The 24,542-nt window shown below is 48.6% G+C and carries 25 protein-coding genes and 1 other RNA gene; 15 read left to right on the top strand and 11 right to left on the bottom strand.

Translation table 11 applies throughout. From position 1 onward, the window contains the following. Positions 1-43 precede the first annotated feature (43 nt). Complete coding sequence (locus WJM45_RS17120) at positions 44-709, bottom strand: hypothetical protein (protein WP_341326269.1); 666 nt, start codon at positions 707-709, stop codon at positions 44-46. Between the two features lie 60 nt (positions 710-769). After that, entirely contained in the window at positions 770-1,240 is a 471-nt protein-coding gene (locus tag WJM45_RS17115; protein WP_341326268.1) for a CYTH domain-containing protein, read from the bottom strand. Between the two features lie 460 nt (positions 1,241-1,700). Between WJM45_RS17115 and sodB the strand changes: the two genes are divergently transcribed. After that, the gene (sodB, locus tag WJM45_RS17110; protein WP_014149744.1) at positions 1,701-2,282 is read left to right on the top strand and encodes a superoxide dismutase [Fe]; all 582 of its coding nucleotides are present in this window, start codon (positions 1,701-1,703) and stop codon (positions 2,280-2,282) included. Positions 2,283-2,954: 672 nt separating this feature from the next. Here sodB and moaC read toward each other — a convergent pair. Beyond that, complete coding sequence (moaC, locus tag WJM45_RS17105) at positions 2,955-3,431, bottom strand: cyclic pyranopterin monophosphate synthase MoaC (RefSeq protein WP_341326267.1); 477 nt, start codon at positions 3,429-3,431, stop codon at positions 2,955-2,957. Positions 3,432-3,498: 67 nt separating this feature from the next. On the opposite strand from moaC, the gene moaD reads away from it, so the two are divergent. The 3 genes from moaD to WJM45_RS17090 all read left to right on the top strand — a co-directional run bounded on the left by moaD (position 3,499) and on the right by WJM45_RS17090 (position 5,205). Next, entirely contained in the window at positions 3,499-3,732 is a 234-nt protein-coding gene (moaD, locus tag WJM45_RS17100; protein ID WP_341326266.1) for a molybdopterin converting factor subunit 1, read from the top strand. Between the two features lie 6 nt (positions 3,733-3,738). Further along, a complete protein-coding gene (locus WJM45_RS17095; protein ID WP_341326265.1) occupies positions 3,739-4,212 on the top strand; it encodes a molybdenum cofactor biosynthesis protein MoaE in 474 nt (157 codons plus the stop codon). Between the two features lie 195 nt (positions 4,213-4,407). Further along, entirely contained in the window at positions 4,408-5,205 is a 798-nt protein-coding gene (locus WJM45_RS17090; protein ID WP_341326264.1) for a DUF2797 domain-containing protein, read from the top strand. On the opposite strand, the gene WJM45_RS17085 is transcribed toward WJM45_RS17090, so the two are convergent. Further along, positions 5,202-6,056: an isocitrate lyase/PEP mutase family protein gene (locus WJM45_RS17085; RefSeq protein WP_341326263.1), complete on the bottom strand. Its 855-nt coding sequence runs from the start codon at positions 6,054-6,056 to the stop codon at positions 5,202-5,204. The two genes, WJM45_RS17090 and WJM45_RS17085, sit on opposite strands and share 4 nt — an antisense overlap. A gap of 503 nt (positions 6,057-6,559) precedes the next feature. On the opposite strand from WJM45_RS17085, the gene WJM45_RS17080 reads away from it, so the two are divergent. From WJM45_RS17080 to WJM45_RS17040, 9 genes are all read left to right on the top strand, one after another. Continuing rightward, positions 6,560-8,296, top strand: coding sequence for an acetolactate synthase 3 large subunit (locus WJM45_RS17080; protein ID WP_341326262.1), 1,737 nt, complete (start codon positions 6,560-6,562; stop codon positions 8,294-8,296). Next, positions 8,296-8,787, top strand: a complete 492-nt coding sequence (gene ilvN, locus WJM45_RS17075) for an acetolactate synthase small subunit (protein WP_341326261.1) — start codon at positions 8,296-8,298, stop codon at positions 8,785-8,787. The genes WJM45_RS17080 and ilvN overlap by 1 nt, the downstream gene beginning before the upstream one ends. A gap of 43 nt (positions 8,788-8,830) precedes the next feature. Beyond that, positions 8,831-9,847 carry a ketol-acid reductoisomerase gene (ilvC, locus tag WJM45_RS17070; RefSeq protein WP_341326260.1) on the top strand — a complete coding sequence of 339 codons (1,017 nt, stop codon included), beginning with the start codon at positions 8,831-8,833 and terminating at the stop codon, positions 9,845-9,847. Between the two features lie 486 nt (positions 9,848-10,333). Continuing rightward, positions 10,334-11,074, top strand: coding sequence for a CDP-diacylglycerol--serine O-phosphatidyltransferase (gene pssA / locus WJM45_RS17065; RefSeq protein WP_341326259.1), 741 nt, complete (start codon positions 10,334-10,336; stop codon positions 11,072-11,074). 241 nt (positions 11,075-11,315) lie between these two features. Then, on the top strand, positions 11,316-12,860 hold the full coding sequence (locus WJM45_RS17060; protein ID WP_341326258.1) for a 2-isopropylmalate synthase: 1,545 nt from the start codon (positions 11,316-11,318) through the stop codon (positions 12,858-12,860). Positions 12,861-13,078: 218 nt separating this feature from the next. Then, positions 13,079-13,879, top strand: a complete 801-nt coding sequence (locus tag WJM45_RS17055) for a uracil-DNA glycosylase (protein ID WP_341326257.1) — start codon at positions 13,079-13,081, stop codon at positions 13,877-13,879. A 2-nt stretch (positions 13,880-13,881) separates the two neighbouring features. Next, the gene (rimI, locus tag WJM45_RS17050) at positions 13,882-14,427 is read left to right on the top strand and encodes a ribosomal protein S18-alanine N-acetyltransferase (protein ID WP_341326256.1); all 546 of its coding nucleotides are present in this window, start codon (positions 13,882-13,884) and stop codon (positions 14,425-14,427) included. A gap of 93 nt (positions 14,428-14,520) precedes the next feature. Continuing rightward, positions 14,521-15,009 carry a hypothetical protein gene (locus WJM45_RS17045; RefSeq protein WP_341326255.1) on the top strand — a complete coding sequence of 163 codons (489 nt, stop codon included), beginning with the start codon at positions 14,521-14,523 and terminating at the stop codon, positions 15,007-15,009. A 15-nt stretch (positions 15,010-15,024) separates the two neighbouring features. Beyond that, positions 15,025-16,431: a DcaP family trimeric outer membrane transporter gene (locus tag WJM45_RS17040; protein WP_341326254.1), complete on the top strand. Its 1,407-nt coding sequence runs from the start codon at positions 15,025-15,027 to the stop codon at positions 16,429-16,431. Between the two features lie 374 nt (positions 16,432-16,805). Here WJM45_RS17040 and WJM45_RS17035 read toward each other — a convergent pair whose 3' ends face one another. Further along, a complete protein-coding gene (locus WJM45_RS17035; protein WP_341326253.1) occupies positions 16,806-18,941 on the bottom strand; it encodes a YgiQ family radical SAM protein in 2,136 nt (711 codons plus the stop codon). Further along, positions 18,938-19,741 carry a spermine synthase gene (locus tag WJM45_RS17030; RefSeq protein WP_341326252.1) on the bottom strand — a complete coding sequence of 268 codons (804 nt, stop codon included), beginning with the start codon at positions 19,739-19,741 and terminating at the stop codon, positions 18,938-18,940. The genes WJM45_RS17035 and WJM45_RS17030 overlap by 4 nt, the downstream gene beginning before the upstream one ends. Positions 19,742-20,340: 599 nt before the next feature. Here WJM45_RS17030 and WJM45_RS17025 point away from each other — a divergent pair. Then, positions 20,341-21,570: a pyrophosphate--fructose-6-phosphate 1-phosphotransferase gene (locus WJM45_RS17025; RefSeq protein WP_341326251.1), complete on the top strand. Its 1,230-nt coding sequence runs from the start codon at positions 20,341-20,343 to the stop codon at positions 21,568-21,570. A gap of 316 nt (positions 21,571-21,886) precedes the next feature. Here the strand turns inward: WJM45_RS17025 and WJM45_RS17020 are convergent, their stop codons facing one another. The 5 genes from WJM45_RS17020 to WJM45_RS17000 form a co-directional block, all read right to left on the bottom strand. Continuing rightward, a complete protein-coding gene (locus tag WJM45_RS17020) occupies positions 21,887-22,327 on the bottom strand; it encodes a GxxExxY protein (RefSeq protein ID WP_341326250.1) in 441 nt (146 codons plus the stop codon). 201 nt (positions 22,328-22,528) lie between these two features. Further along, positions 22,529-22,987, bottom strand: a complete 459-nt coding sequence (locus WJM45_RS17015) for an EVE domain-containing protein (RefSeq protein WP_341326249.1) — start codon at positions 22,985-22,987, stop codon at positions 22,529-22,531. Positions 22,988-23,012: 25 nt separating this feature from the next. Next, positions 23,013-23,193: non-coding RNA, 6S RNA (gene ssrS / locus WJM45_RS17010), on the bottom strand. Positions 23,194-23,205: 12 nt separating this feature from the next. After that, positions 23,206-23,514, bottom strand: a complete 309-nt coding sequence (locus WJM45_RS17005; RefSeq protein ID WP_341326248.1) for a cell division protein ZapA — start codon at positions 23,512-23,514, stop codon at positions 23,206-23,208. Further along, positions 23,511-23,738, bottom strand: coding sequence for a TIGR02449 family protein (locus tag WJM45_RS17000; protein ID WP_341326247.1), 228 nt, complete (start codon positions 23,736-23,738; stop codon positions 23,511-23,513). Before WJM45_RS17000 ends, WJM45_RS17005 begins: the two co-directional genes overlap by 4 nt. Positions 23,739-23,996: 258 nt before the next feature. Between WJM45_RS17000 and WJM45_RS16995 the strand changes: the two genes are divergently transcribed. Then, complete coding sequence (locus tag WJM45_RS16995) at positions 23,997-24,527, top strand: UPF0149 family protein (protein ID WP_341326246.1); 531 nt, start codon at positions 23,997-23,999, stop codon at positions 24,525-24,527. Positions 24,528-24,542: the final 15 nt, after the last annotated feature.

The following is a 24,542-nucleotide window of genomic DNA, read 5'->3' as shown; positions in this document are numbered from 1 at the left end:
CAGGTGAGGGAACGAATGCCTCGGAACCCCGTTTCGAAGCGGTCTATAAAGATGCAATCTGTTTTTTTCGCGATTTCGATTCGGTGGTGGCTGTCTTGATCATTATATTTTTTATTTTTTCTTTAAGAGATGAGTCGGCAAATTCTTGTTCTTTGCGTATCGGCCCGTTTAGTGCTGTTTTGAAATACTCTATTGCTTCTTCCGGTTGGTCTTTATTCAAGAGATATTGCCCATAGTAAAAGTTGCTTTCTATTCCCCGGGGATTGATTTGTAGTCCTTCTTTGAGGTATTGCTCGGCTTTTTTATCGTCTCCGAATGCAATAGGCCAGCCGGGTGCTTGATGATAAAGTGAACCTAATGTAATGAGTGCGGATCCGTCTAGTGTGTCGGGTTTAATTTTTATGGTTTTTATCAGTAGATCCTGTGCTTTATGAATGGCGGCCAACGCATCGATAGGGTTTTGATGTTCAGCTCTAGAGGCAATGATGGTAGCTTGCCAAAACATTAGTTCGGGGCTTTCGTGGGTTTGTTTGGCGAATTCTGTGGTTTTATTCAATAGGCGGGTGTAGGCGTTTTCTTTGTCGCGAATTTCTGTGGAAAAGTAAATAGAGGCCCATTCTGCTTCTATTGCCTGAACGATATGATCAAGCTCGTTAGCGAAGCCTGAGTTTGGGAGTAGCAAAAAAACAACAAAAATAAACTTTTTCATACCGCAAATAATAGGACAAAAAAATCTCTATTACAATGATATTTATGCTTTTAAATTACATTAACCCCATTTTGAAAATGGGGTCGATGATAAATTGTTGTTGTAATAGCGCAAATCATGAGTGACTTCTTGTCCTATCCATTCCGGTTTATTGAAGGATTGATCGGTTTCTTGTAGCTCAATCTCGGCGACAATGAGCCCTCTGTTTTCTCCTTCAAACTCATCGATTTCCCAGATATGCGGGCCTATCGGTATCAAGTGACGGGTTTTTTCAATGAGTGGTTTTCTGCAGAGATTGTTGATTATTTCCTCTGCATCTTGATAAGGAATTTCGTATTCGTATTCATGGCGAAAATTGCCTATTGTGGCGCTTTTAATGTTGAGCCACGCTTCTTTATCACTGATTCTTACGCGAATTGAAGTGTTTTTTTCCGAAGCTAAATAACCTTGTTTGTACTTTGTGGACTTGGTGACCAATTTTCGCCAGTCGTCATTAAGTAATAAAAATTTGTGTTCTATTTCGATTGCCATAGTAGGAAGAATGTTATTCGAAAATGCGTATATTATAGCGTGTTGCGTCTATTGTGGTTGGCCGGTAATGGCATGATATCCCCATCGTAGATCAAAATTCGACGCCGGGGTGTCCGTCAAAAGATGCACTGCTTCACCACGCTCGCCCCACACCCTTTTTGATCTTCAAATTGGGAATTGCTGTTATGACCGAATCCCTTATGCAATAAAAAATCTATTTTGGTACCATACCTTTTGTTAGTCAGATTTCTGTGCTGGGATGGTGGCCGCACAGGATTTCGCAAGCGCCGATGTCGAATGTTGAGAAATGTATGCTCTGTTAAATATGCATGTCGGCTTATGGGGGCTTTATTTAATCGGCTGCGAATGATAAAGTATAATTCTTTATTAAATTACTTGGTTTATATTTCTGCCCGGCATATTGTCGGTTGTTTTTTTATTCAAAATTTAGGAGAAATACATGGCTTACGAACTTCCTGCATTACCTTATGCAAAAGATGCGCTGGCGCCTCATATTTCGGAGGAGACCTTAGAGTTTCATTATGGGAAGCATCATCAAACCTATGTAACAAACCTCAATAATTTGGTTCCCGGTACCGAATTTGACGGATTGCCTCTCGAGGAAATTGTGGTTAAATCTTCTGGCGGTATTTTCAATAATGCGGCGCAAATCTGGAATCACACTTTTTATTGGAATAGCTTGAGCCCGAATGGCGGAGGCGAACCGACCGGCGATCTGGCAAATGCGATCAACAGAACTTTTGGTTCGTTTGACGAATTTAAAGCGGCTTTTACCAAATGTGCGGTTACCACCTTCGGATCGGGATGGGCATGGTTGGTAAAAAATAAAGACGGTTCTTTGGCCTTGGTGAGTACCAGTAATGCTGGCTGCCCATTGACCGAAGGTCAGACACCTTTGCTAACTTGCGATGTATGGGAGCATGCTTACTACATCGATTACCGCAATGCACGCCCAGCATACTTGGAGGCATTTTGGGCGCTAGTCAATTGGGATTTTGCGTCGGCAAATTACACGGCGTAATAGCGGCAGTATCTATCATTTGGACTCGACATCTGCTTGTTATGTTGTGGTGCTGGGTTTACGTCTTCCTTTGACGAGGAAGATCGTCCCGGCGCGGAAATTTGACTAGCAAAGGGTATAGAAAATTTATTGACGGTAAAGGGCCCCAATTGCAGTTGCAGTGGTTGGGGCTTTTTTATGTGCTGGGTTTGGCAGGTAGAATTTGCAAGGCAAGATTAATGAAAAAAACGATCGACAGAAGCGGTATTCCAAGAGCAATCCCATTTCGAAGTCACCTTTGCCGGTTTCTAATGCAATTGCAGTCGAGATTGTGCCGGTAGCGCCTGAATATCTCCCTCGAGTATCATCTCGCCAATCCCTGCAGAGACTGTGGCGATAAAGGCAGTTTTAAGCGATGTCCAAGCGATGAAAAATATGTCGTGATCGAATTTTGTATAATGAGCCGGAAAGCGGCGGCTAATGCTTCACTAAAATAAGTCATTTAATATGAGATGGCGGCTGTAGGGTTGGGGTAACTATTCAGTCCCCCGGCAATTATCGTTCCCATGCTCTGCGTGGGAATGCCTGAGTACCGCTCCAGCGGTACGAGACGCTAGAGCGTCTCGGTCTTCATTCCCACGCCGGAGCGTGGGAACGATAGGGGTGTGAATAATTACGGGCTGGGCTGCATTATCAAGGGCGTAGCCAATCGCCTGACTTGCCGCCGGATTTTTTGAGTAGGCGTACGCCTTGAATGGTCATGCCCCGGTCCACCGCTTTGCACATGTCGTAAACAGTCAGTAGCGAAACTTGAGTGGCGGTCAATGCTTCCATTTCGACCCCGGTTTGTCCTCGGGTTTTGACGGTGGTTCGGCAATAGACTCGACTTGTGTCATTTTCGATTTCAAGGTTGACTTCGACGTGCGAAATAGGCAACGGATGGCATAATGGAACAAGGTCGGCAGTCTTTTTGCTGGCCATGATGCCCGCGATCCTAGCAATACCCAGTACATCGCCTTTTTTATGCGTCCCTTGCTCGATGAGTGCTAGCGTAGTCGGGTTCATTTCAATATAGCCCTCGGCGATAGCGACTCTTTCTGTTATATCCTTATTGCCGACATCTACCATGTGGGCTTCACCGGATTGGTTAAAATGGGTCAATTGGGTCATAGAGTTTAGAAGAATAAATGGTTATGTACCTTCATTATCTTATCTTTTTAGTGTGGCGTGAATGATTATGTCAGTTAAAGTTCGTTATTTTGCTAGTTTAAAGGACAGTGTCGGCCGCACTGAAGATCTGGTTGAGGTGAACGGTATAGTGACGGTGGCGGAAATTTGGGCGATGGCCAATGCTAACCGGCCGATGCCGGACAATATATTGGCTGCGGTAAACATGGAATATGTCGATATTGCGCATTCGGTTCAAAGCGGCGATGAAGTGGCTTTTTTTCCGCCGGTTACGGGAGGCTGAGACGATATGATCAAAATTAGTGCCGACTTATTCGACCCGTGGCATGAGGTCGTAGTGTATCAAGATTCGGCGAAGCATTGGGCCGGTAAGTTTGGAGCAACTAATGTATTCGTCGGGACGATGCGGGATTTTAACGATGGCGATTCGGTATCCGCTATGGTTCTAGAGCATTATCCCGGGATGACCGAAAAGCAATTGGATGATATCGTGGCGCAAGCAATACGTGATTGGCATTTGCTGGATGCTTTGGTCGTGCATCGAGTTGGCGAGATTAAACCGAATGAACCGATTGTGTTAGTCGCGGTTTGGGCTTCGCATCGAGGTGATGCTTTCGACGCGGGGCGTCAGATCATGGAGGCGCTGAAAAATAAGGCGCCGTTCTGGAAAAAAGAGCGACTGCAAAATGGCGGCGAACGCTGGGTTGAGCACAATACCGATGGTTATTTGCGCTCTCCAAAAAACGATATGTCAAAGTTTTAGGGTTAAGAAGGACGAGGTTTGTAACTTCGCCTTAAACGTTTTGAGCGAGGCTAAAGCAAATCGAAACGTTCTGGGTGGATAAATAACCCGAATTTTGATCTACGACGGGTATATCAGCTCTATTTGAAGCGACTTATTGGTCTATTGGAAAATACTAGGTCGGGGGAATAATTAGTGTTAGGGTTTTTAACGAAAATGCAAGCGGAGTTAGGCGAGTCGGTTAGTTATCGGTTGGCTTTAGGCAAGGATGGCATAGATCTGAATCAGTTTATCGGTCGCCCGGTAACCTTGCGCTTTACCGGTAAGATTGCTTGCGTTCATTGCGGGAGGGACACCAAAAAAAGTTTTAGCCAAGGTTATTGTTATCCTTGTTTCGTGTCGCTCGCGCAATGCGATATGTGTATTTTAAAGCCGGAAAAATGTCACTATCATCAAGGTACCTGCCGCGAACCGGAGTGGGGTGAAACATTTTGTTTTCAGCCGCATTATGTTTATCTGGCCAATGCTTCCGGTATTAAAGTCGGAATTACACGGCAAACGCAGATTCCGACACGGTGGATCGATCAAGGCGCTATACAGGCATTGCCTATCATGAAAGTGGCTTCACGCTATGTGTCAGGATTGGTTGAAGTGGCAATTGGTCGATATGTCAGCGATAAAACCAGTTGGCAGCAAATGCTCAAAAACAATACAGCGCCGGCTGATTTATGTGCTAAGCGCGATGAGCTTTTATCATTATGTCGGGAGGAGTTGGCTGATATTAGCGCGCGCTTCGGCGATAGTGCGATCGAATATCTGCCGAATGCCGAGTCGGTCGATATCGCTTATCCCGTTCAACGTTATCCGGCCAAGGTCAAATCCTTTAATTTCGATAAGCAAGCCGAAGTCAGAGGGGTTTTAGAAGGGATAAAAGGTCAATATTTGTTATTCGATACCGGCGTGATCAATGTAAGAAAATTTTCGGGTTATCAGATCGAATTTTGGGTAGACTAAAAACGATAACGTTTTTCTTCCCGATAGTAGTCCTCGAATCCGACGGTTTCGGTCAATTCCTTGAAACTGAGTGTTTTTGGTGTGTTTTGGCCGGTTTTCAACCCCGTTAGCGCGTTTTGCATCGCGACAATTGAAGCATTGAGCAGTGTCAATGGATAAACGGCAATTTTATAACCCATCGCTTCGAGTTGCTCGTGAGGCAGTAGCGGTGTTTTTCCGTTTTCGATCAAATTAGCGACTTTGTGTCCCGGTACTTCGGCACAATAACGGCGCATTTCTTGTTCGCTTTCCGGAGCTTCCAGGAAATTGATATCGGCGCCGATTTCGTGAAACAGATTCGCGCGCAGGATCGCTTCGTCCAAATCATGAGTGGCTCTGGCGTCGGTTCGAGCCATGATCAATATGTCGGCGCCTTCGTTGCGGGCGTCGACGGCCGCTTGTATCCGCATTGCGGCTTCGTCGCGTCCGACAACCGATTTGCCTCGGGTATGTCCGCAGCGTTTGGGAGCGATTTGATCTTCCAGCATGATGCAGGCAAAACCGGCTAGAGCATAACCTTGTACGGTTCTCTTGATGTTGAGCGCGTTTCCGAAACCGGTATCGCCGTCGCCCCAGATAGGAATCGACACGGCATTGCAAATATTACGCCCCTGATCGAGCAATTCGGCATAAGAAATCAGGCCTGTATCCGGCAGGCCGAGGCGGTCGGCCGAAACCGCAAAACCGCTCATAAAAGCCGTGCTGAAGCCGGCTTTTTCGCATAGTTTTGCAGATAATGCATCATGACAGCCCGGCATCACGATAATTCCGGGGCGGGCGAGTAACAGGCGTAATTTTTCGGCGGCGTTCATTGGCTTTATTTAAATTGGACAGAGAGTTTTAGTAAGGAATATGCACAAAATAACTTATACAAGCAGTAGGCTTTGTGGCGATTTGGTGACTCGCTTGACAGGACGCCGTGAATACGTCCATGTAGGCTTGACGGCGGCTATCCCGGCCGCCGACACCTGTCAATCGAGCCACCAAATCCCCTTCCAACCATTGTCTAAGTTATTTCATGCTAGTTCCTAAGTCGGTTTCGGTAGTGCTGGTGGAGCGGGGTGTGAGCAATACCGGTAGGTACTCAATGTTATGGGTCATGAGTTGTTGAATTCGAACCATGAATTTCGCGCTTTATAACCCATTGATTATGTCGTGTTTAGTGATGGTAGCCATGGCATCAAAGTCTTGATTTGTCTTGACGAACAAGTGCAAAACCAGTAGTTTATCTAACCTTTTTTTAAAATAAAACCAAGCGATTCGGTCATGAATGGGTTTTATTGATCACCTGATAGTTAATGCAGAGGGTAATAGTGTGGAGCTAAACGGCGCACAAATTTTAGTTCAAAGTCTCAAAGACGAAGGAGTGGAGTATATATTCGGCTATCCGGGCGGAGCAGTGCTGCATATTTACGACGCTATTTTTCAACAAGACGACGTCAAGCATATACTAGTGCGCCATGAACAAGGCGCCACTCATGCCGCTGATGCCTATGCGCGAGCGACCGGAAAAACGGGAGTCGTTTTGGTGACTTCCGGTCCGGGGGCTACAAATGCGGTAACAGGTATTGCAACCGCTTATATGGACTCAATTCCAATGGTGGTGATTTCAGGGCAGGTGCCGTCGCCTGTTATCGGTAGCGATGCGTTTCAAGAAGTCGACATGGTGGGAATTAGTCGTCCATGCGTCAAGCACAATTTTTTGGTCAAAGACGTCACTAAGCTGGCCGAAACCATTAAAAAAGCCTTTTATGTCGCATCGACAGGGCGCCCCGGTCCTGTTGTCGTCGATGTGCCGAAAGATATTACCGATCCCAGTATTAAAGTTCCGTATAAGTATCCACGCAAAGTGACTATGCGTTCTTACAATCCGGCCGTCGAAGGGCACAAAGGCCAGATCAAGAAAGCCGTCGAATTGCTCTTGTCCGCTCAGCGTCCGATGATTTATTCGGGTGGGGGGGTGATCCTCGGTGAAGCAAGTCGGGAATTGATCGAATTGACTCGAGCACTGGGTTATCCGATTACTAATACGCTAATGGGTTTAGGCGCCTATCCCGCCACCGATAAGCAATTCATCGGAATGTTGGGTATGCATGGCACCTACGAGGCGAATATGGGCATGCATGAGAGCGATGTGATTCTTGCCGTCGGCGCACGTTTCGATGACCGGGTTACCGGTAAATTGGCTGAATTTTGTCCTTACGCCAAAATTATTCATATCGACGTTGATCCGGCATCGATATCGAAAACCGTCAAAGTCGATATACCGATCGTTGGGCAAGTCAAACCCGTTCTGACTCAAATGATCGAGCAGATCAAAGAGAGCAAAAAGCAGCCATCCAAAAAAGCCTTGGCGGCATGGTGGGAGCAAATCGATAAATGGCGTTCGGTGCAATGCTTGGAATATGATCGTGAAAGTCCGTTGATCAAGCCGCAGTATGTTATCGAGCAGCTTTACGAAGTAACGAAAGGCGATGCTTACATTACTTCGGATGTTGGTCAGCATCAGATGTATGCAGCCCAGTACTATCATTTCGATAAGCCTCGTCGCTGGATCAATTCGGGTGGATTGGGTACGATGGGTTTCGGTTTACCGGCTGCGATCGGCGTTAAATTGGCGTTTCCGGAGGCGGATGTCGCTTGCGTGACTGGTGAAGCCAGTATTCAAATGTGCATACAAGAGCTGTCGACTGCGCTGCAATATAAAACGCCGGTTAAAATCATTAACTTGAATAATCGCTACATGGGTATGGTGCGGCAATGGCAGGAGTTTTCTTATCAAAGCCGTTATTCGCATTCGTACATGGATACCTTGCCCGACTTCGTCAAACTAGCCGAGGCTTATGGTCATGTCGGCATGCTGGTCGAAAACAAAGCCGATTTGCGCTCCGCTCTGGAAGAGGCGTTCGCGATGAAAGATAGAACCGTATTCATGGACATCATTACCGATCGTACCGAAAACGTTTATCCGATGATCGAATCGGGTAAGGCCCATCATGACATGAAATTGCGAGTCGCCCCAGGAACACCGACGGACAGGGAGTTGGCATAATGAGGCATATAATTTCCATTTTAATTGAAAATGAAGCCGGCGCATTATCGAGAGTCGCCGGGCTTTTTTCGGCGCGTGGCTACAATATCGAATCATTGACCGTTGCGCCGACCGAAGACTCGAGTCTGTCGCGCATGACTCTGGTCACGCGAGGCAATGATGATATCATCGAGCAAATCACTAAGCAGCTCAATAAGTTGGTCGATGTCGTGAAACTAATCGATTTGGCGGAATCGGCGCATATCGAACGCGAATTGATGATGGTTAAGGTCAAAACCAGCGAAGCTACGCGCGCCGAAATTAAACGTATCGCCGATATTTTTCGCGGTCGAATAATCGATGTAACACCGACGACTTTCGTGATCGAAATGACCGGAACATCGGATAAGCTGGATGCATTCGTCAAGTCGATCGATGAAACGGCTATCATCGAAGTAGTCCGATCGGGCGCTACCGGAATATGCCGGGGCGAAAAAGGGCTGCATCTCTAGAATTCAAAGCAAACATTATTTATAAAACAAAACGAGAAAACACATGCAAGTTTATTACGATAAAGACGCCGATCTTTCGATCATCAAAAGTAAAAAAGTAGCAATCATCGGCTACGGTTCTCAAGGTCATGCGCATGCCAACAATTTAAAAGACTCGGGCGTCGATGTCGTTGTCGGTCTGCGCGCGGGTTCTCCTTCGGTAGCCAAGGCCGAAGCTTCAGGCTTGACGGTTAAATCGGTTCCTGAAGCAGTGTCGAGCGCCGATGTCGTGATGATCCTGACGCCGGATGAATTCCAAGCGCAATTATACAAAGCGGAAATCGAACCGAATCTGAAACAAGGCGCGGCATTGGCATTTGCGCACGGCTTTTCGATTTTGTATAACCAAATCGTGCCGCGTGCCGACCTCGATGTGATTATGATTGCTCCGAAAGCTCCGGGCCATACTGTGCGTTCCGAATTTGTCCGCGGCGGCGGTATTCCCGATTTAATCGCGATTCAGCAGGATGCCTCCGGTACCGCAAAGAGTATTTGTTTATCCTATGCATCGGCTATCGGCGGCGGTCGTTCCGGCATCATTGAAACTACCTTCCGTGATGAAACCGAAACCGATTTGTTCGGCGAGCAAGCCGTCTTGTGCGGTGGTGCGGTTGAGTTAGTCAAGGCAGGGTTCGAGACACTGGTTGAAGCCGGATACGAGCCGGAAATGGCATACTTCGAGTGTTTGCACGAATTGAAATTGATCGTCGACCTGATGTACGAAGGTGGCATCGCGAACATGAACTATTCGATTTCTAACAACGCCGAATACGGCGAGTATGTGACCGGTCCTAAAGTCATCAACGAAGAAAGCCGTTACGCCATGCGCGAGGCGTTGGAAAACATTCAAAAAGGCGAATACGCGAAAAGATTCATCATGGAAGGCATGACCGGTTATCCGGAAATGACGGCAAGACGTCGCCTAAATGCCGAGCATCCGATCGAAATCGTCGGTGAAAAACTTCGCAGCATGATGCCATGGATTAGCGCCAACAAAATCGTCGACAAGTCGAAAAACTAATCGGATAGCGTTTACGAGGCATGCGAGAGCGGCTTTTTTGCCGCTCTCGCATTTTAGAATTCGCGGGGTCCCGTTTTCATGTAACTGACACGCTCTTTTGTCCTGTATAGCGTACTTATTTAATGTTTGTCCCTTAAATGACTTTGGCGTTAAACGAAATAGGCATCATAGTATTGATTATTCACATCCCCCTATCATTCCCATGCTTCAGCGTGGGAATGAAGATCAAGACGCTCTAGCGTCTCGTACCGCTGGAGCGGTACTTAGGCGTTCCCACGCAGAGCGTGGGAACGATAAATAAAGTTATTTATACCTAATCCTAAACGAAATATGCATCAAAGTATGTGTTTATCCGTTACGTAGCACAAATGATTCGCCTCCGGGGCCATTTTCCAAGTCGCTATTAATTCATGAGTGCTTTTTCGGCTCATTGTATAATCGGCGGCATTGTTTTATTGCAAATGTTGCAACAGTAGATGAAAAATTATGACGCCTGAAAAATCTTCCACGCCCCGCCGCCGCGGTATTTATTTATTACCCAATCTGTTTACGACCGGGGCGTTGTTTGCCGGTTTTTATGCGATTACATCGGCGATGGGCGGGCGATACGAAACCGCGGCCGTGGCGATTTTTGCCGCCATGATTTTGGATGGGCTCGACGGGCGCGTAGCGCGTTTGACAAATACGCAAAGCAAATTCGGTGTCGAATACGATAGCTTATCCGATATGATCTCGTTCGGTGCGGCTCCGGCCTTGGTAATGTACCTCTGGGCGTTTTCCAGCTTGGGTAAGCTAGGCCTGTTTGCGGCATTCGTGCACATGGCCGGCGGCGCGTTGAGATTGGCACGTTTCAATGCGCAAGTCGAAACCGACGACAAACGCTATTTCCAAGGTTTGCCGAGTCCCGCCGCCGCGGCGATATTGGCCGGCTTTATCTGGATTTCGATCGAGTACGATTACGATATCGATACGCTAAAATATGCCGCCTTAGTTTTGACGATCGCAACCGGCTTACTGATGGTTAGTAATTTTCGTTATTTCAGTTTCAAAGGGATAGATTGGAAGGGTAAGGTGCCGTTCGTCGTCGCGATTGCAGTGATGTTGGGAGTTGCGTTTGTGATGGCACAGCCGCAAACCATGTTGTTTTTGTTGGCTTTAGGGTATGCGATTTCCGGACCGGTTTTTACCTTGGTCATGCGTCGCCGCAGACTTCATAGAAAGACTTAACAAATTTCTTGAGGCAAAAAACACAATCGCGTATAGTCCAATACATGAAATTTCACTTCTCTATTACCGCCAGCAATTCGACAAGCACCGTTTTCGGTGCTGCTTTTCCGGCGCCGTTCAAACCGACTCTTCTTGTTCTGCTGCTGCCCTAGCGGGCACATACTTTATTTCTCCCCCCGTTATATACAATTCTTACTAATCAGTTTTCTTAACATCAAATTTCTTGATGAACGGAGTTCTCATGAAAGACAAATTAATTATTTTTGATACGACTTTGCGCGATGGCGAGCAGAGTCCGGGTGCGTCGATGACGCGCGATGAAAAAGTTCGAATTGCAAAAGCGCTGGAAAGAATGAAGGTCGATGTGATCGAAGCGGGGTTTCCTGCCGCGAGTCCGGGCGACTTCGAAGCGGTCGAAGCGGTTGCGAAAGCGGTCAAAACCAGCACTGTTTGCGGTTTAGCTCGGGCATTAGAAAAAGACATCGATAAAGCGGGTATGGCTCTGAAAGCCGCCGAAAGCTCGCGCATTCATACCTTTATCGCAACCTCCCCGATCCATATGCAAATGAAATTGCAGATGCAACCGGAACAAGTGATCGAGTTGGCCGTCAAAGCCGTCAAACGCGCACTGCAATATACCGATAACGTCGAATTTTCGCCCGAGGATGCGGGGCGCTCCGAAGAAGATTTTTTGTGCCGGATACTGGAGGCGGTCATCGATGCCGGCGCGACTACGCTGAATATCCCCGATACGGTCGGATACAGTGTTCCGCATCAATTCGGCGCGACAATCGGTAACTTGATTCAACGAATACCGAATTCCGATAAGGCGATTTTCTCGGTGCATTGTCACAACGATTTGGGGTTGGCGGTTGCCAATTCTTTAGCGGCGGTGATGAACGGCGCACGCCAGGTCGAATGCACGATCAACGGACTCGGCGAACGTGCCGGCAATGCCGCGCTGGAAGAAGTCGTGATGGCGGTAAGAACGCGTCAAGATGTTTTTCCATGCGACACGACACTCGATACGACAGAAATCATGACTTGTTCGCGCTTAATCTCGACGATCACCGGTTTTCCGGTGCAACCGAACAAAGCGATCGTCGGCGCGAATGCCTTCGCGCATGAATCCGGCATTCATCAGGACGGCGTGCTGAAAAGTCGTGAAACTTATGAAATCATGCGCGCCGAAGATGTCGGTTGGGCCGCTAACCGGATGGTGTTGGGTAAACATTCCGGTCGCAATGCCTTCAAAACTCGTATGACAGAACTCGGTTTCGAGTTCACCTCGGAAGAAGAATTAAACGAAGCTTTTTTCCGTTTCAAACAACTGGCCGACAAAAAACACGAGATCTTCGATGAAGATTTGCAAGCCTTGATTTCCGAAGTCAGCATTAGCGGCGAGGATGAATACATCAAATTGATTGCGTTGAGCGTTTGCTCCGAAACCGGAGAAGTGCCGACGGCGCGGGTTACTTTACGCATCGATAATCAAGAAATGACCGGCAGCTCCTCCGGCAGCGGTGCGGTCGATGCCAGTTTGAAGGCGATTGAAAGTCTGGTCAATACGCACGCCCTTTTGGAATTGTATTCAGTCAACAATATTACCAACGGTACCGATTCGCAAGGCGAAGTCACGATTCGTCTCGACAAGGCAGGGCGAATCGTCAACGGCTTGGGCGCCGATACCGATATTGTGATTGCCTCCGCAAAAGCCTATATCAATGCTGTCAATAAATTGCATGCGCCTAACCAGCGTCGGCATCCGCAAAAAGGCGATGTTTAAGCTTCTTTTTCCTATCCGATCGCGCACTTTCAAAGTGCGCGAGCATACTTCAGCAATTCCCAGTTTGAAAAATTTCGCCGTATTCAGGGTGCGGGGTATGCCTGTCGAGGAACGCCGTAAACCCATCCGTGGGGGCTTGGCGGCGGCTCCTTGCCGCCGACATCCTCGTCAAGCACACCCTGCGCCCTGTTTGATCCTCAAATTGGGAATTGCTGAGCATGCACCTAACAATGTTGGATACTGAGACTCGACTTCATTACCTAAAAGCGATCGGGATCGATGTCTGGGTTTCCCGCCACGCGCCGGCTAGTGATCGAATAAACTCCGATGTAAGTGATTTGGCGTCGACGCAAACAGCCGTATCCACTTTACTCGGTGATGTTCAAAAAACAGCGACACCGGTTGTACCTGAGCTCCCCCTTGTTCCTGAAGTCGAAGCGCAGCCGATACTGTTAGATTCCAAACCAACGTGGGAGGATTTACAAAGTGAAGTGGCGGCATGTCGACAATGCGCATTATGCGAAAGCCGGACGCAAACCGTGTTCGGCAGCGGTTCGGCAAGTTCGGGGTGGATGGTCATCGGCGAAGCGCCGGGCGAAAGCGAGGATCGTCAAGGTGAACCGTTTGTCGGAAGGGCCGGTCAATTGCTAACCGAAATGCTAAGAGCCATTGGCTTAAAGCGCGATGACGTTTTTATCACCAATATTCTAAAATGCAGGCCGCCGAATAACCGTGATCCTTTAATGGTCGAAGTCGAAGCATGTAGCGACTATTTGCATCGACAAATCGCTTGGCTCAAGCCGAAAATTATTCTGGCGGTCGGGCGCGTTTCCGCACAAAATCTACTCAAAACCGACAAGAACATAGGCCAGCTCAGAGGGACGGTACATTCATTGGACGGCATTCCGCTAATTGTGGTATACCATCCCGCTTATTTGTTAAGGTCGCCGCTAGAAAAGCGCAAAGCCTGGCAGGATCTACAATTGGCCATAGCTACATTTGACGAGATTAAAGGTTGAACATGCGGGAGTTATTGCAACGATTTAAAGATATTGTCGTCTACGATGCCGATCGTGAGTTCTACGCAAAAATCTTTCCGGACTCGGTAACTAGGGATGACTTGTTAAGGATGCGGCGCATGACCGGCAAAGACTTAAGCGCAGTCTTGACGATAGAAAATACTAACTACGATTTTCCATGGAGCGAAGGCGTTTTTAAAGACTGCTTCAAAGCCGGCTACAGCTGTTGGGTCTGTGAAGATGTCGATAGAATATTGGGCTATAGCATTGTTTCTATCGCGGTTGGCGAAGCGCATATTTTGAATATTTCAGTCGCACCGGAAGAGCAGGGACAAGGTATCGGCCGAAAAATGTTGACGCATCTGATCGAGGTTGCCAGATGGCACAAAACCGAAACCGTCTTTTTGGAAGTCCGTCCTTCCAATCTTGGCGCCGTTGCGTTATACGAAAAAATGGGTTTTAACGAAATCGGTATCCGAAAGGATTATTACCCTGCTCAAGAAGGGCGGGAAGACGCATTAATGCTGGCTTTGGAGTTGTTTTATTGAAGGGGTTTGATTGCCGGTTCCTAAACAATAATCGCCGATTCCTTTGGATTCGTTGATTGAATAACCGAGTTCTGCTTTGTAGAAGAGGCTGAGATGGGCATCGAACGAAATAGACTCCAACGTTTGGTGACTTTCATGTGTGTCCAGTTATTGATAGTGCTATCTGCTTGCCAAACCGGGCAATCTGGAGCCGGTATTCATGGTCAATTCGATGATCCGTGTGCGGTGATGGCAGCGAGAGATTGCTTGCGTAGTTTGATGCGTTCGATGAGCCATGAGGTTTACGATCAAAAACTCAATGCCTTAGAGGTCGAAGACGAGCGGCGGCGGCAAGCCTTGCAAATGGCTGACAGAATCATAAGCGTAAGTCGCTACATACGAGATTTGTCCGGCAAGGACAATTATCTTGAACTCGATGATGATGAGAAAGCGGTTTTTTCAATGTTAGCCGTCCGATTAGGCGAACAAGCCGAAGACATTAGGCGTTTGGCGAAAGCTTACCGGATTAGAGCATTGAATGCCTCGCTCGATCGAGTCGCAGAGACTTGCAATGAATGCCACAGCCGTTTTCAAGTTCGTTGAGCGAAGGAAATTTAGATGCGGCATGGAATTTTACGGGTCAAGCATTCCAGGTTTTTAGCAAATGCTTGGCTTTTCGGTGTGCTGACAATGCATGCATTGAATTCGTCTGGCGCGGAAGAGCTCGATCCGCAAGAGGAAATTCGCCAATTGCGGCAGCAAGCCAGTGAAATCATGAAGCGTCTGGAATATTTGGAAGCCAAGCTAGAGGCTCGGCAACAAACTCCTATCTCAATTGAAAGCCCCGTTGAATCAGTCGATTCAATGTCAATCGAAAGTGCAACGGAAACCTTGGCGACCGGTGTCGTCGATGTTGCCGGAGAAAAAACGACGCAGGAGGGCGATGGCCTGTTGGAGCTGAAAGCCTTGGATACGGAGTTGACGGTCGGCGGACGCTTGACATTGGATGCTTTTCAAATGTGGCCCGATACCCCATTGCGAAGAACTTACGAGGCGCCGCTCGATGGTTCCGGAAAGAACGGTCAATTTAATAGTCATCTCCGCGAGACCCGGCTCTGGATTAAAAGCCGAACGCCTACTCGTTTCGGCATACTCCGAGCATTGGTTGAAACCGACTTCGCCGGAACCCCAGGAAACGAAATTCTGACTAATTCGCATCAGATACGTTTGCGCCATGCCTATTTTCAATTGGACGGTTTGACGGTCGGACAGACTTGGTCCGCGTTTCAATTGAACGAGACCGCGGACGTCATCGTCGACCCGACCATCATGGGCTTCATTCGTCAGCCTCAGATTCGCTGGAGCTCGCATGGCGGTTGGCTTTCCTATGATGTTTCGGTCGAAAATCCCGAAACGACGCTAACCGATCCTTGGGGCAGGCAGGTGCTGCCTTCCGACGATCGCTGGCCGGATTTGGTTGGGCGTATCCGGCATCAAGCCGACTGGGGTTCGGCGACGATGGCGCTAATGTTGCGCGATATCCGGCAGGATAAAACGACCTTGAGCAATGGCTTGCAGCTCGACAATACCGATTCTAAACTGAGTTGGTCGACCAGTGGTTCGGCGCTGATCAAAACCTGGAATAAGGACGATATCCGTTTGGGTTACGTTTACGGTAGCGGCTTGGGTCGTTATGTGGCCGCCAATACCTTCAGCGATGCGACTATTAATACAAGGGGTGAAATCGATCTGCAGACGAGTTGGGGCGCTTATGCGGCTTACCGGCATTGGTGGAGTCCGGAATGGCGGTCTACCGTGCTGTATTCGATGGCGGCGACCGATAATAACCCGAGAACGCCAGGTACCGCCAATAAGCGGGTCGGGTCATGGCAAGCCAATTTGTTTTGGATGCCGATCGAAGACGCCTTGTTCGGATTGGAGTACATGCGCTACCGCCGCGATCTCGAAAACGGCAGTCAAGGCGGTTTCGACATGATTTATTTCAGGGCTTTGTATAACTTTTAACGGGGTGCTGATCCAGCACAATGTTTATAGCTTGTTTTTTATTACCATGAAGGGCATGAAGATAATGAAGGGAAGAGAATTGAGTGCTTTATGAACTGTCCCAATATCATAGATGAACTGAATCAATAGATAAATTCAATGTAGTAATACAGCGTTTTCAAGTCCCGTTAATGACTAAAAATATCAAAACAATGGCGGGACCGGAGTGCTGGCTTCGTCTGCGCAGGTAGGTAAAGCCCGCACTCCAGGGGCAATAATGATGACATAGGCTGTTAAGGGTGAGTAACGCATTTAAATTGAAAACGCTGTATCTTCAAGTCCTTCATGCTCTTCATGGTAGAAAATAAATGACATTTTTTGAAATCAGCACCCTTTTAACGTGGCTTGGCGGTTCTCCGGCCCGGTTGCTTGCGTTGTTTAATGCCGAAGCCGGTATGCTTGGTTTTAAATCGCTGCGTCTTAGCGGGTGCGGTGTCGACGGTGCCTTTCGGCTGAAACGTCGGTACCAGATGCTTTTTACCGTTGCCGATCAAATCGGCTCTCCCCATGTTTTTCAAAGCCTCGCGTAGCAGCGGCCAGTTTTTCGGATCGTGATAGCGCAAAAAAGCCTTATGCAAGCGGCGTTGCTTGACGCTTCTCGGAATCGAAATATCCGGTGCCTTGCGGCCGATTTTGTGCAGTGTGTCCTTGCCGGAGTGATACATCGCGGTCGCGATCGCCATCGGCGACGGCAGAAACGCTTGAACCTGGTCGGCTCGGAAACCGTTGCGTTTGAGCCAGAGTGCGAGATTCAGCATGTCTTCGTCGGTCGTGCCCGGGTGCGCGGCGATGAAATAGGGGATCAGATACTGCTCCTTGCCGGCTTCCTTTGAATATTTATCGAACATTTGCTTGAAACGGTCGTAAGTGCCGATGCCCGGTTTCATCATAAGCGACAACGGACCTTGTTCGGTGTGTTCCGGCGCGATTTTAAGATAACCGCCGACATGGTGCGTGACCAATTCCTTGACGTATTCCGGCGATTCGACGGCCAAATCGTAGCGCAGTCCCGATGCGATGAAGATTTTCTTGATGCCGGGCAGTGCGCGGGCGCGTCGGTATAATTTGATCAAATGGGAATGGTCGGTATTCAGATTGTCGCAAATGCCGGGAAAGACGCACGACGGCTTGCGGCAGGCCGCTTCGATCTTCGGGTCCTTGCAGGCTAGACGGTACATGTTCGCGGTCGGCCCGCCCAGGTCGGAAATGTGTCCGGTGAAATTCGGCGAGGTGTCGCGGATCGCCTCGATCTCACGGATGATCGAATCTTCGGAGCGGCTTTGTATGATGCGCCCCTCGTGTTCGGTGATCGAACAGAATGTACAGCCGCCGAAGCAGCCGCGCATGATATTGACCGAGTGTTGAATCATCTCGAACGCGGGAATGTTCGCATCGCCGTAACGTTTATGCGGCAGGCGCGAATAGGGGAGGTCGAACACACCGTCCATTTCCTGCGTGCTGAGCGGGGTCGGCGGCGGATTGACCCAGAGTAATCGGTTGCCGTGCTGTTGAATCAACGCGCGCGCGTTGCCCGGGTTGGTTTCGCCGTGCATCACTCGGGATGCATGGGCGTAAAGAATGGTGTCGTCTTTGACGGCCTCATAGGCCGGCAGACGAATGACGGTTTGCGCGCGTTTGTCGTTGCGGATGCGTCGCTCGAAACGGATCACATTGCCGGTCGGCTTGCTGTCGCAGGCGGGTTCTTCTTGATAAGGGTTTGCGGGCGGCGCGACATGGCCCGGAATGTCGACATCGGTCGAATCTTTTTCGAGCCAGCCTTCGGGGATTTGTTTGACGAAATGCGCGGTACCGCGAATGAATTGCAAATCGGCGATGGCTTCGCCGCCTGCCAGCCGATGCGCGATCTCGACGACTTGCCGTTCGGCATTGCCGTACACCAATAGGTCGGCTTTCGAGTCGAGCAAGACCGATTTTTTGACCTTGTCCGACCAATAATCGTAATGCGAAATTCGGCGTAGGCTCGCCTCGATCCCGCCAATGACGATCGGAACATTTTTGAAAGCTTCGCGGCAGCGGTGCGAATACACGTTGACCGCGCGATCAGGTCGTTTGCCTGCTTCGCCGCCTGCCGTATAAGCATCGTTAGAGCGGATCTTTTTGTCCGACGTGTAGCGGTTGACCATCGAATCCATGTTGCCGCCGGTCACGCCAAAAAAAAGATTGGGTGCGCCCAGGCGTTTGAAATCTTCCGCGCTAGTCCAGTCCGGCTGCGAAATAATACCGACCCGAAAACCGTGTGCTTCGAGGAGTCTGCCGATCAGCGCCATGCCGAAGCTCGGATGGTCGATATAGGCGTCGCCGGTGACTAGAATAACGTCGCACGAATCCCAGCCGAGTTCGTCCATTTCGGCGCGAGTCATCGGTAATTCGGGCGCCGTTCCGAAACGGTGCGCCCAGTATTTGCGGTAGCCGAAAAGATTCGGCGCGCTAGGCATAGCGGGAGCAATCATGGTTTGATAATCCGGTTGAATAAAGTACGGTTGTTACGCTTTAAATCTTGCAAAAAAACGGGGAATTCCAGGTGGTATTTGTTTTCCAGAAGTTGCATGCGGCCTCGAAGTTCTTTTTGAGTCGGCAAGGGCATGGGGTCGTTAAAAGCAAAGCCGATGACATTGCCCCTCCCGCGTACCGGCAGAAACAATAGGCGCCAGTCGAAAACCCGGCCTAAGTGCCAGGCGACATCCTGAAACAGCGCTTTGTCGGTGCCCCATAAATTGATGGTTAGCATGCCGTCCGGATTCAGCAAATTCTTGCAGCCGTCGAAAAACGCTTCGCCGCCGATTGAATCGGACATGCCTTCATGATCGAACGCATCGATCATCAATAAATCGTAGCTTTCCGATGCCGTTAGACTCTTTTGGCGAATATAGTGCCCGCCGTCGCCGATTTTTATTTTCAGACGCGAATCGAGCGGTAAGTCGAAATGGCTGCGTGCGATTTTGACGACGCCGCGCCGGTATTCCACGACCTTTATTTTACAGTCTTCGAAACGTTGCAGTAAAAACTTTGCCAAAGATCCGCCGCCTAAGCCTATCATCAATACATCGCCGGGGGCGTCTTTAAACAACAGCCAGGCCATCATCGCGCGGGCATACAGCGAATGCAATTGGTCCGGATCGGTCAGCAACATGCTGCTTTGCCGTGAAGACGAGCCGAAATGCAAGGCGCGGACGCCTTCCGATTCGACAATTTCGATGATGCCTTCTTCATCGAAGCTTTGGTGAACTAATTGTCCCTGGTATTTACGCATAAGGTCGGATGATCCGAAAGATGGAGGCAGGTTAATGAATAGAGTTAAGAATTGGTTTCTATTTTCGCCGAAATTGAGCGGCCTGTCCTAAAAATCGGCTCTCAGGAACTTGTATCGCGGTCATTTTCAGGTATTAGAGGTTTATACCTTTCGCACTTCAAATTTCGGCAGTGCCGGAGGAGGTCTCGGGGTGCTAGGTCGATTTTTGCTCCTGCAAAATCGACATTCACGCCATCCATAGCGTTCATAAAGGCTTTGCCAGCATGGAGCTGGCATAGAGCCTACATGGACGTATTTACCCAGCACCTAAATTATCTATGTAATCAATCATGGCCAATAGGCTATGGAATTTAGGTGCTGGGTTTACGGCGTCCTTTAACGGGCACCCCGAGGCCGGATTTTCATCTACGATGAGTATAAATCGACGGCAGCGAATTGTTCCGATTATGCTAAAATTCAACGTCAACCAATTCAGGCTCTATCTTTAAGCGCATCGTCATTTAAATCGCCAAACGGCATGAGCCGGGTTAAAAAGCGGAGAAAGTGATTTCCGCGTTTACACAACGAAACAATTTTTATAACCATAAAGCTTAAATCTCATGAACAAACCAAAAAAAGTCGCAATTCTCACCGCAGGCGGTTTAGCGCCTTGCCTTAGTTCAGCCATTGGCAGTCTCATCGAGCGTTACTCCGAAATCGACCCTTCGATCGAGATCATCTGCTACCGTAGCGGTTACAAAGGTTTATTGCTCGGTGATTCTTACGCCGTGACCCCGAAGATCCGCGAAAACGCCGCGTTGCTGCATAAGTTCGGCGGCTCGCCGATCGGCAACAGCCGAGTCAAACTGACCAACGTCAAAGACTGCATCAAGCGCGGATTGGTTCAAGAAGGCCAGGATCCGCAAAAAGTCGCGGCCGATCAATTAGTCAAAGACGGCGTCGATGTCCTGCATACGATCGGCGGCGACGACACCAATACCGCGGCAGCCGATTTGGCGGCCTTCTTGGCGAAAAACGATTACGGATTGACGGTTATCGGGTTGCCGAAAACGATCGACAACGATGTTTTCCCGATTAAACAATCTTTGGGCGCATGGACTGCGGCGGAGCAAGGCGCTCATTATTTCCAAAATGTCGTGGCCGAGTATAACGCCAATCCGCGCATGCTGATTGTTCATGAAGTCATGGGCCGCAATTGCGGATGGCTGACTGCCGCAACCGCAATGGAATACCGTAAATTGTTGGATCGCTCCGAATGGCTGCCTGAAATCGGTCTCGATCGTGCGGCATACGAAGTTCACGGGGTCTTTGTTCCCGAAATGGAAATCGACCTGGCAGCCGAAGCGAAGCGCTTGCGCGAAGTGATGGATAAAGTCGATTGCGTCAATATTTTCGTATCGGAAGGCGCTGGTGTCGATGCGATCGTCGCCGAAATGCAGTCCAAGGGCCAAGAAGTTCCGCGCGATGCGTTCGGTCACATCAAGCTCGATGCGGTCAATCCGGGCAAATGGTTCGGCGAGCAATTCGCCGAAATGATCGGTGCCGAAAAAACCTTGATTCAAAAATCGGGTTATTTCTCGCGAGCTTCGGCCTCGAACGTCGATGATATCCGTTTGATCAAATCCTGCGCCGATCTAGCGGTCGAATGCGCATTACGCCGCGAGTCCGGGGTCATCGGTCACGACGAAGACAACGGCAACGTCTTGCGTGCGATCGAATTCCCGCGCATCAAAGGCGGCAAACCGTTCGATATCGACACGCCTTGGTTCGTGCAAATGCTTGGCGGAATCGGGCAAAGTAAAGGCGCGCGAGTCGAAGTTAGCCACTAAAAGCCATATCGTCGGGCGGCTGCCGTCGCCCGGCTATTTATCAAGTGATCTTTTTCCTCACGCGAAGGCGCGAAGACGCTAAGAAAAGCAAAAAGTCAAAACCGGATCGTTTAGCGGCAACGCGAAGGAAAGAATAAACAAGAGTCTGCAAATAACACGTTAACCTTGCTAGTAAATCAGGCTGTGATAGCAGCGCATTCATCATTCATTAACTCTTCACGTCTTCGCGCCTTCGCGTGATAAGTTTTAGCCATACAGGTTTATTGCTTTTACGAAAGAGTGTGATAGCAGCGAATTCATTATTCTTTATTGTTGTTCATATCGTGCCTTTGCGTGGGGAATAGTCGAATTTATGGTTATTGACAATGCGCTTGAGTCCGTCCTTTAGGAGTGGTGCGCCGAAATTGATTAGCAGGCCGAGAGGAAGGTTCATTAGGCGTAGATAGGTCAATAGCTGTTTGGGATGAACTGGATGAATATTTTCGACCGACTTCAACTCCACGATTAGTTGACCGTTGACTAGCAAGTCCAGCCGAAAGCCTTCGTCGAGTTCCACTCCCTGGTAACGAATAGGAATCGGCTTTTGTCTCTCGACTAACAACCCACGTTGTTCCAGCATTTTGGATAACACCGATTCATAAACCGATTCCAGAAGCCCGGGCCCAAGATCGCGATGCAATTTGAGGGCCGTGTCCACCACAATCGCAGATATTTCCTCAACATCCATTCTTGATTTTGCGTGATAAGTTTTAGGCATACTGGACTCCTTATTCCTTCGCGGCTTAGCGTCTTCGCGTGATGCGAAGGACTTTAAGAAAGATTAAAGTACCTGCAAATAACACGATTATCATTGCTGATATGTCAGGGTGTGATAGCAGCATATTCATATCTCTTCGCGTCTTTGCGCCTTCGCGTGAGCCCCTATCTTTTATGCCAGCATAAATCAAATACTATCGTTTCACTCAAGCCCCAGTATGAAATCCCATTGCGCTTTCGAAACCGGCATAATCGATAGGCGGTTGCCGCGTCTGACTAGCGCGAGGTCTTCCAATTCTGGGTGTTGTTTCAGTTCTTGCAACGAGATCGTTCGGGATAGTTTTTTTACGAATTGAACATCGACCATGAACCAGCGCGGATTTTCGGGCGAGCTTTTTGGGTCGAAGTGTTTGTCGTCGGGGTCGAAAGCGAAATGGTCGGGGTAGCCTTCGCGTCTAATTTTCATGATGCCGACGATGCCGGGGATATCGCAGTTGGAATGATAAAAGAAAGCCAAGTCGCCGATCTTCATTTGATCGCGCATCATGTTTCTGGCTTGGTAGTTTCTGACGCCGTCCCAAGGTTCGGTTTGATGGGGTCTGTTGAATAAATCGTCGATACCGAACTCGTTAGGTTCGGATTTCATTAACCAGTAGTTCATGGATATAGGAAAGGCAATAGAGGCAGTATCTCCCACCTGCGCCGTAATGAGCTATCGTCCTTGAACCAATGGTTCAAGTGGGAACGCAGACGACCTATCAGGCTTCCCGCGTAAAGCGGGTATGCACACCAAGTTCGAACATTTGTTCCCGGGGTAAATATAGGTTCAGGAAACACCCAGCCCACCCTCGAACGCTGCAGGAGATACAGGGCTTCATTTTAACGCGTTTCTGTAATTTCCAAAACGTTTTCTATTTTATTACTCATTTTTATCAGGCTATCCTGCAGATGTAATTCCAGTTCGCGGTTGCGGGATTCGGCTAGATGGAGCTCGTGAGCCATGTTCAGGGCTGCCATTACCGCAATCCGATCGGTGCCGCTGACTTTGCCGGAGTCTCTGATTTGGCGCATTTTTCTGTCGAGTTGCCGAGCGGATTCTATCAGTCCGTCTTGTTCCTCGGGTTCGCAAGCGATTTTGTATTCCTTGCCGAGAATTTCAAGTGTGACAGCGGAAGGTGTTCTGCTCATGCGCCATGCTCCATGGATTTTAAACGGGAGATCATCGCTTCGACGCGGGTTTTGGCTAATGTGGTTTTTTCGAGCAATTTGGCTTTTTGCTTGACAAGTTCCGCTTGCTTGACCTTGAGCGAATGGTTTTCATTTTTGATCGCATTGTATTGTTCGATCAAAAGATCAAGCTTTTCTTCCAAGTCTTTTAATTCGAGTGAATGGTCGTTTTCAGCGTTTGGCATAATAATTTAAGTAGATAAAGTGTAATCATCGCTTGGTAAATTTCGGATTTATGTTCCGGCCTTTTCCTAATGGGGTAGAGGCGAAGCAGCCGAATTGACCTTGCGAATAAACTCAAGAAGATAGAATGTGCAACTTGGCTAATTGTACTGAAAATGACGGATTGCTAAAAATAACTTTCTCTCAGTATTATCCATTAAGTCAATCAATGTTAGCATAAGCCGGTTAATTTTTTGGAATCCGTACTTTTTAACAAGAAAATGATTTATCAGACAATCGATCAGACGCTACGTCAACAGGGGGCCGAGGTGTCGGCAGCAGAAGCGCATGGCATTGCAACCGGTATGTTGTGTGTTGACGTTAGAGCGAGTCAATCAAACTGGTTGGATGAGCTATTCGGAGAAGGGGCTTACGCTTCTGGCGGAAATATCTTGTTAGGGGATTTGTTCGAACAAACCAGAGCGTTATTGACGGATGACGATTATACTTTCGATTTAATGTTGCCGGATGTCGAAGAGGATAACTTAAGCGAAGCCGTTGAAGCGATGCGCGATTGGTGTCAAGGCTTTTTATTCGGTATCGGATTTAGTCAATCGTCTTCAAATTGGACTGGGGATGTCGGCGAAATAGTGAAGGATATTGTGGAAATCACAAAGCTGGAAGCCATCTCTGACGATGATGATAGCGAAGAGGGCCAAGAAGCCTTTGCTGAAATTCAAGAATACTTACGAGTTGCGGTACAGTTAGTTCGTAACGAAATGGCCGGTTCCGTCGGCGGTAGCGCGCATTAAATCTGAAATAGCGTA

The organism is Methylotuvimicrobium sp. KM2, from assembly GCF_038051925.1.
In the GTDB taxonomy this organism is placed as follows: Bacteria; Pseudomonadota; Gammaproteobacteria; order Methylococcales; family Methylomonadaceae; genus Methylotuvimicrobium.
Note: the sequence above shows the minus strand (reverse complement) of the source record. Positions and strands in the feature narration are given on the sequence as shown.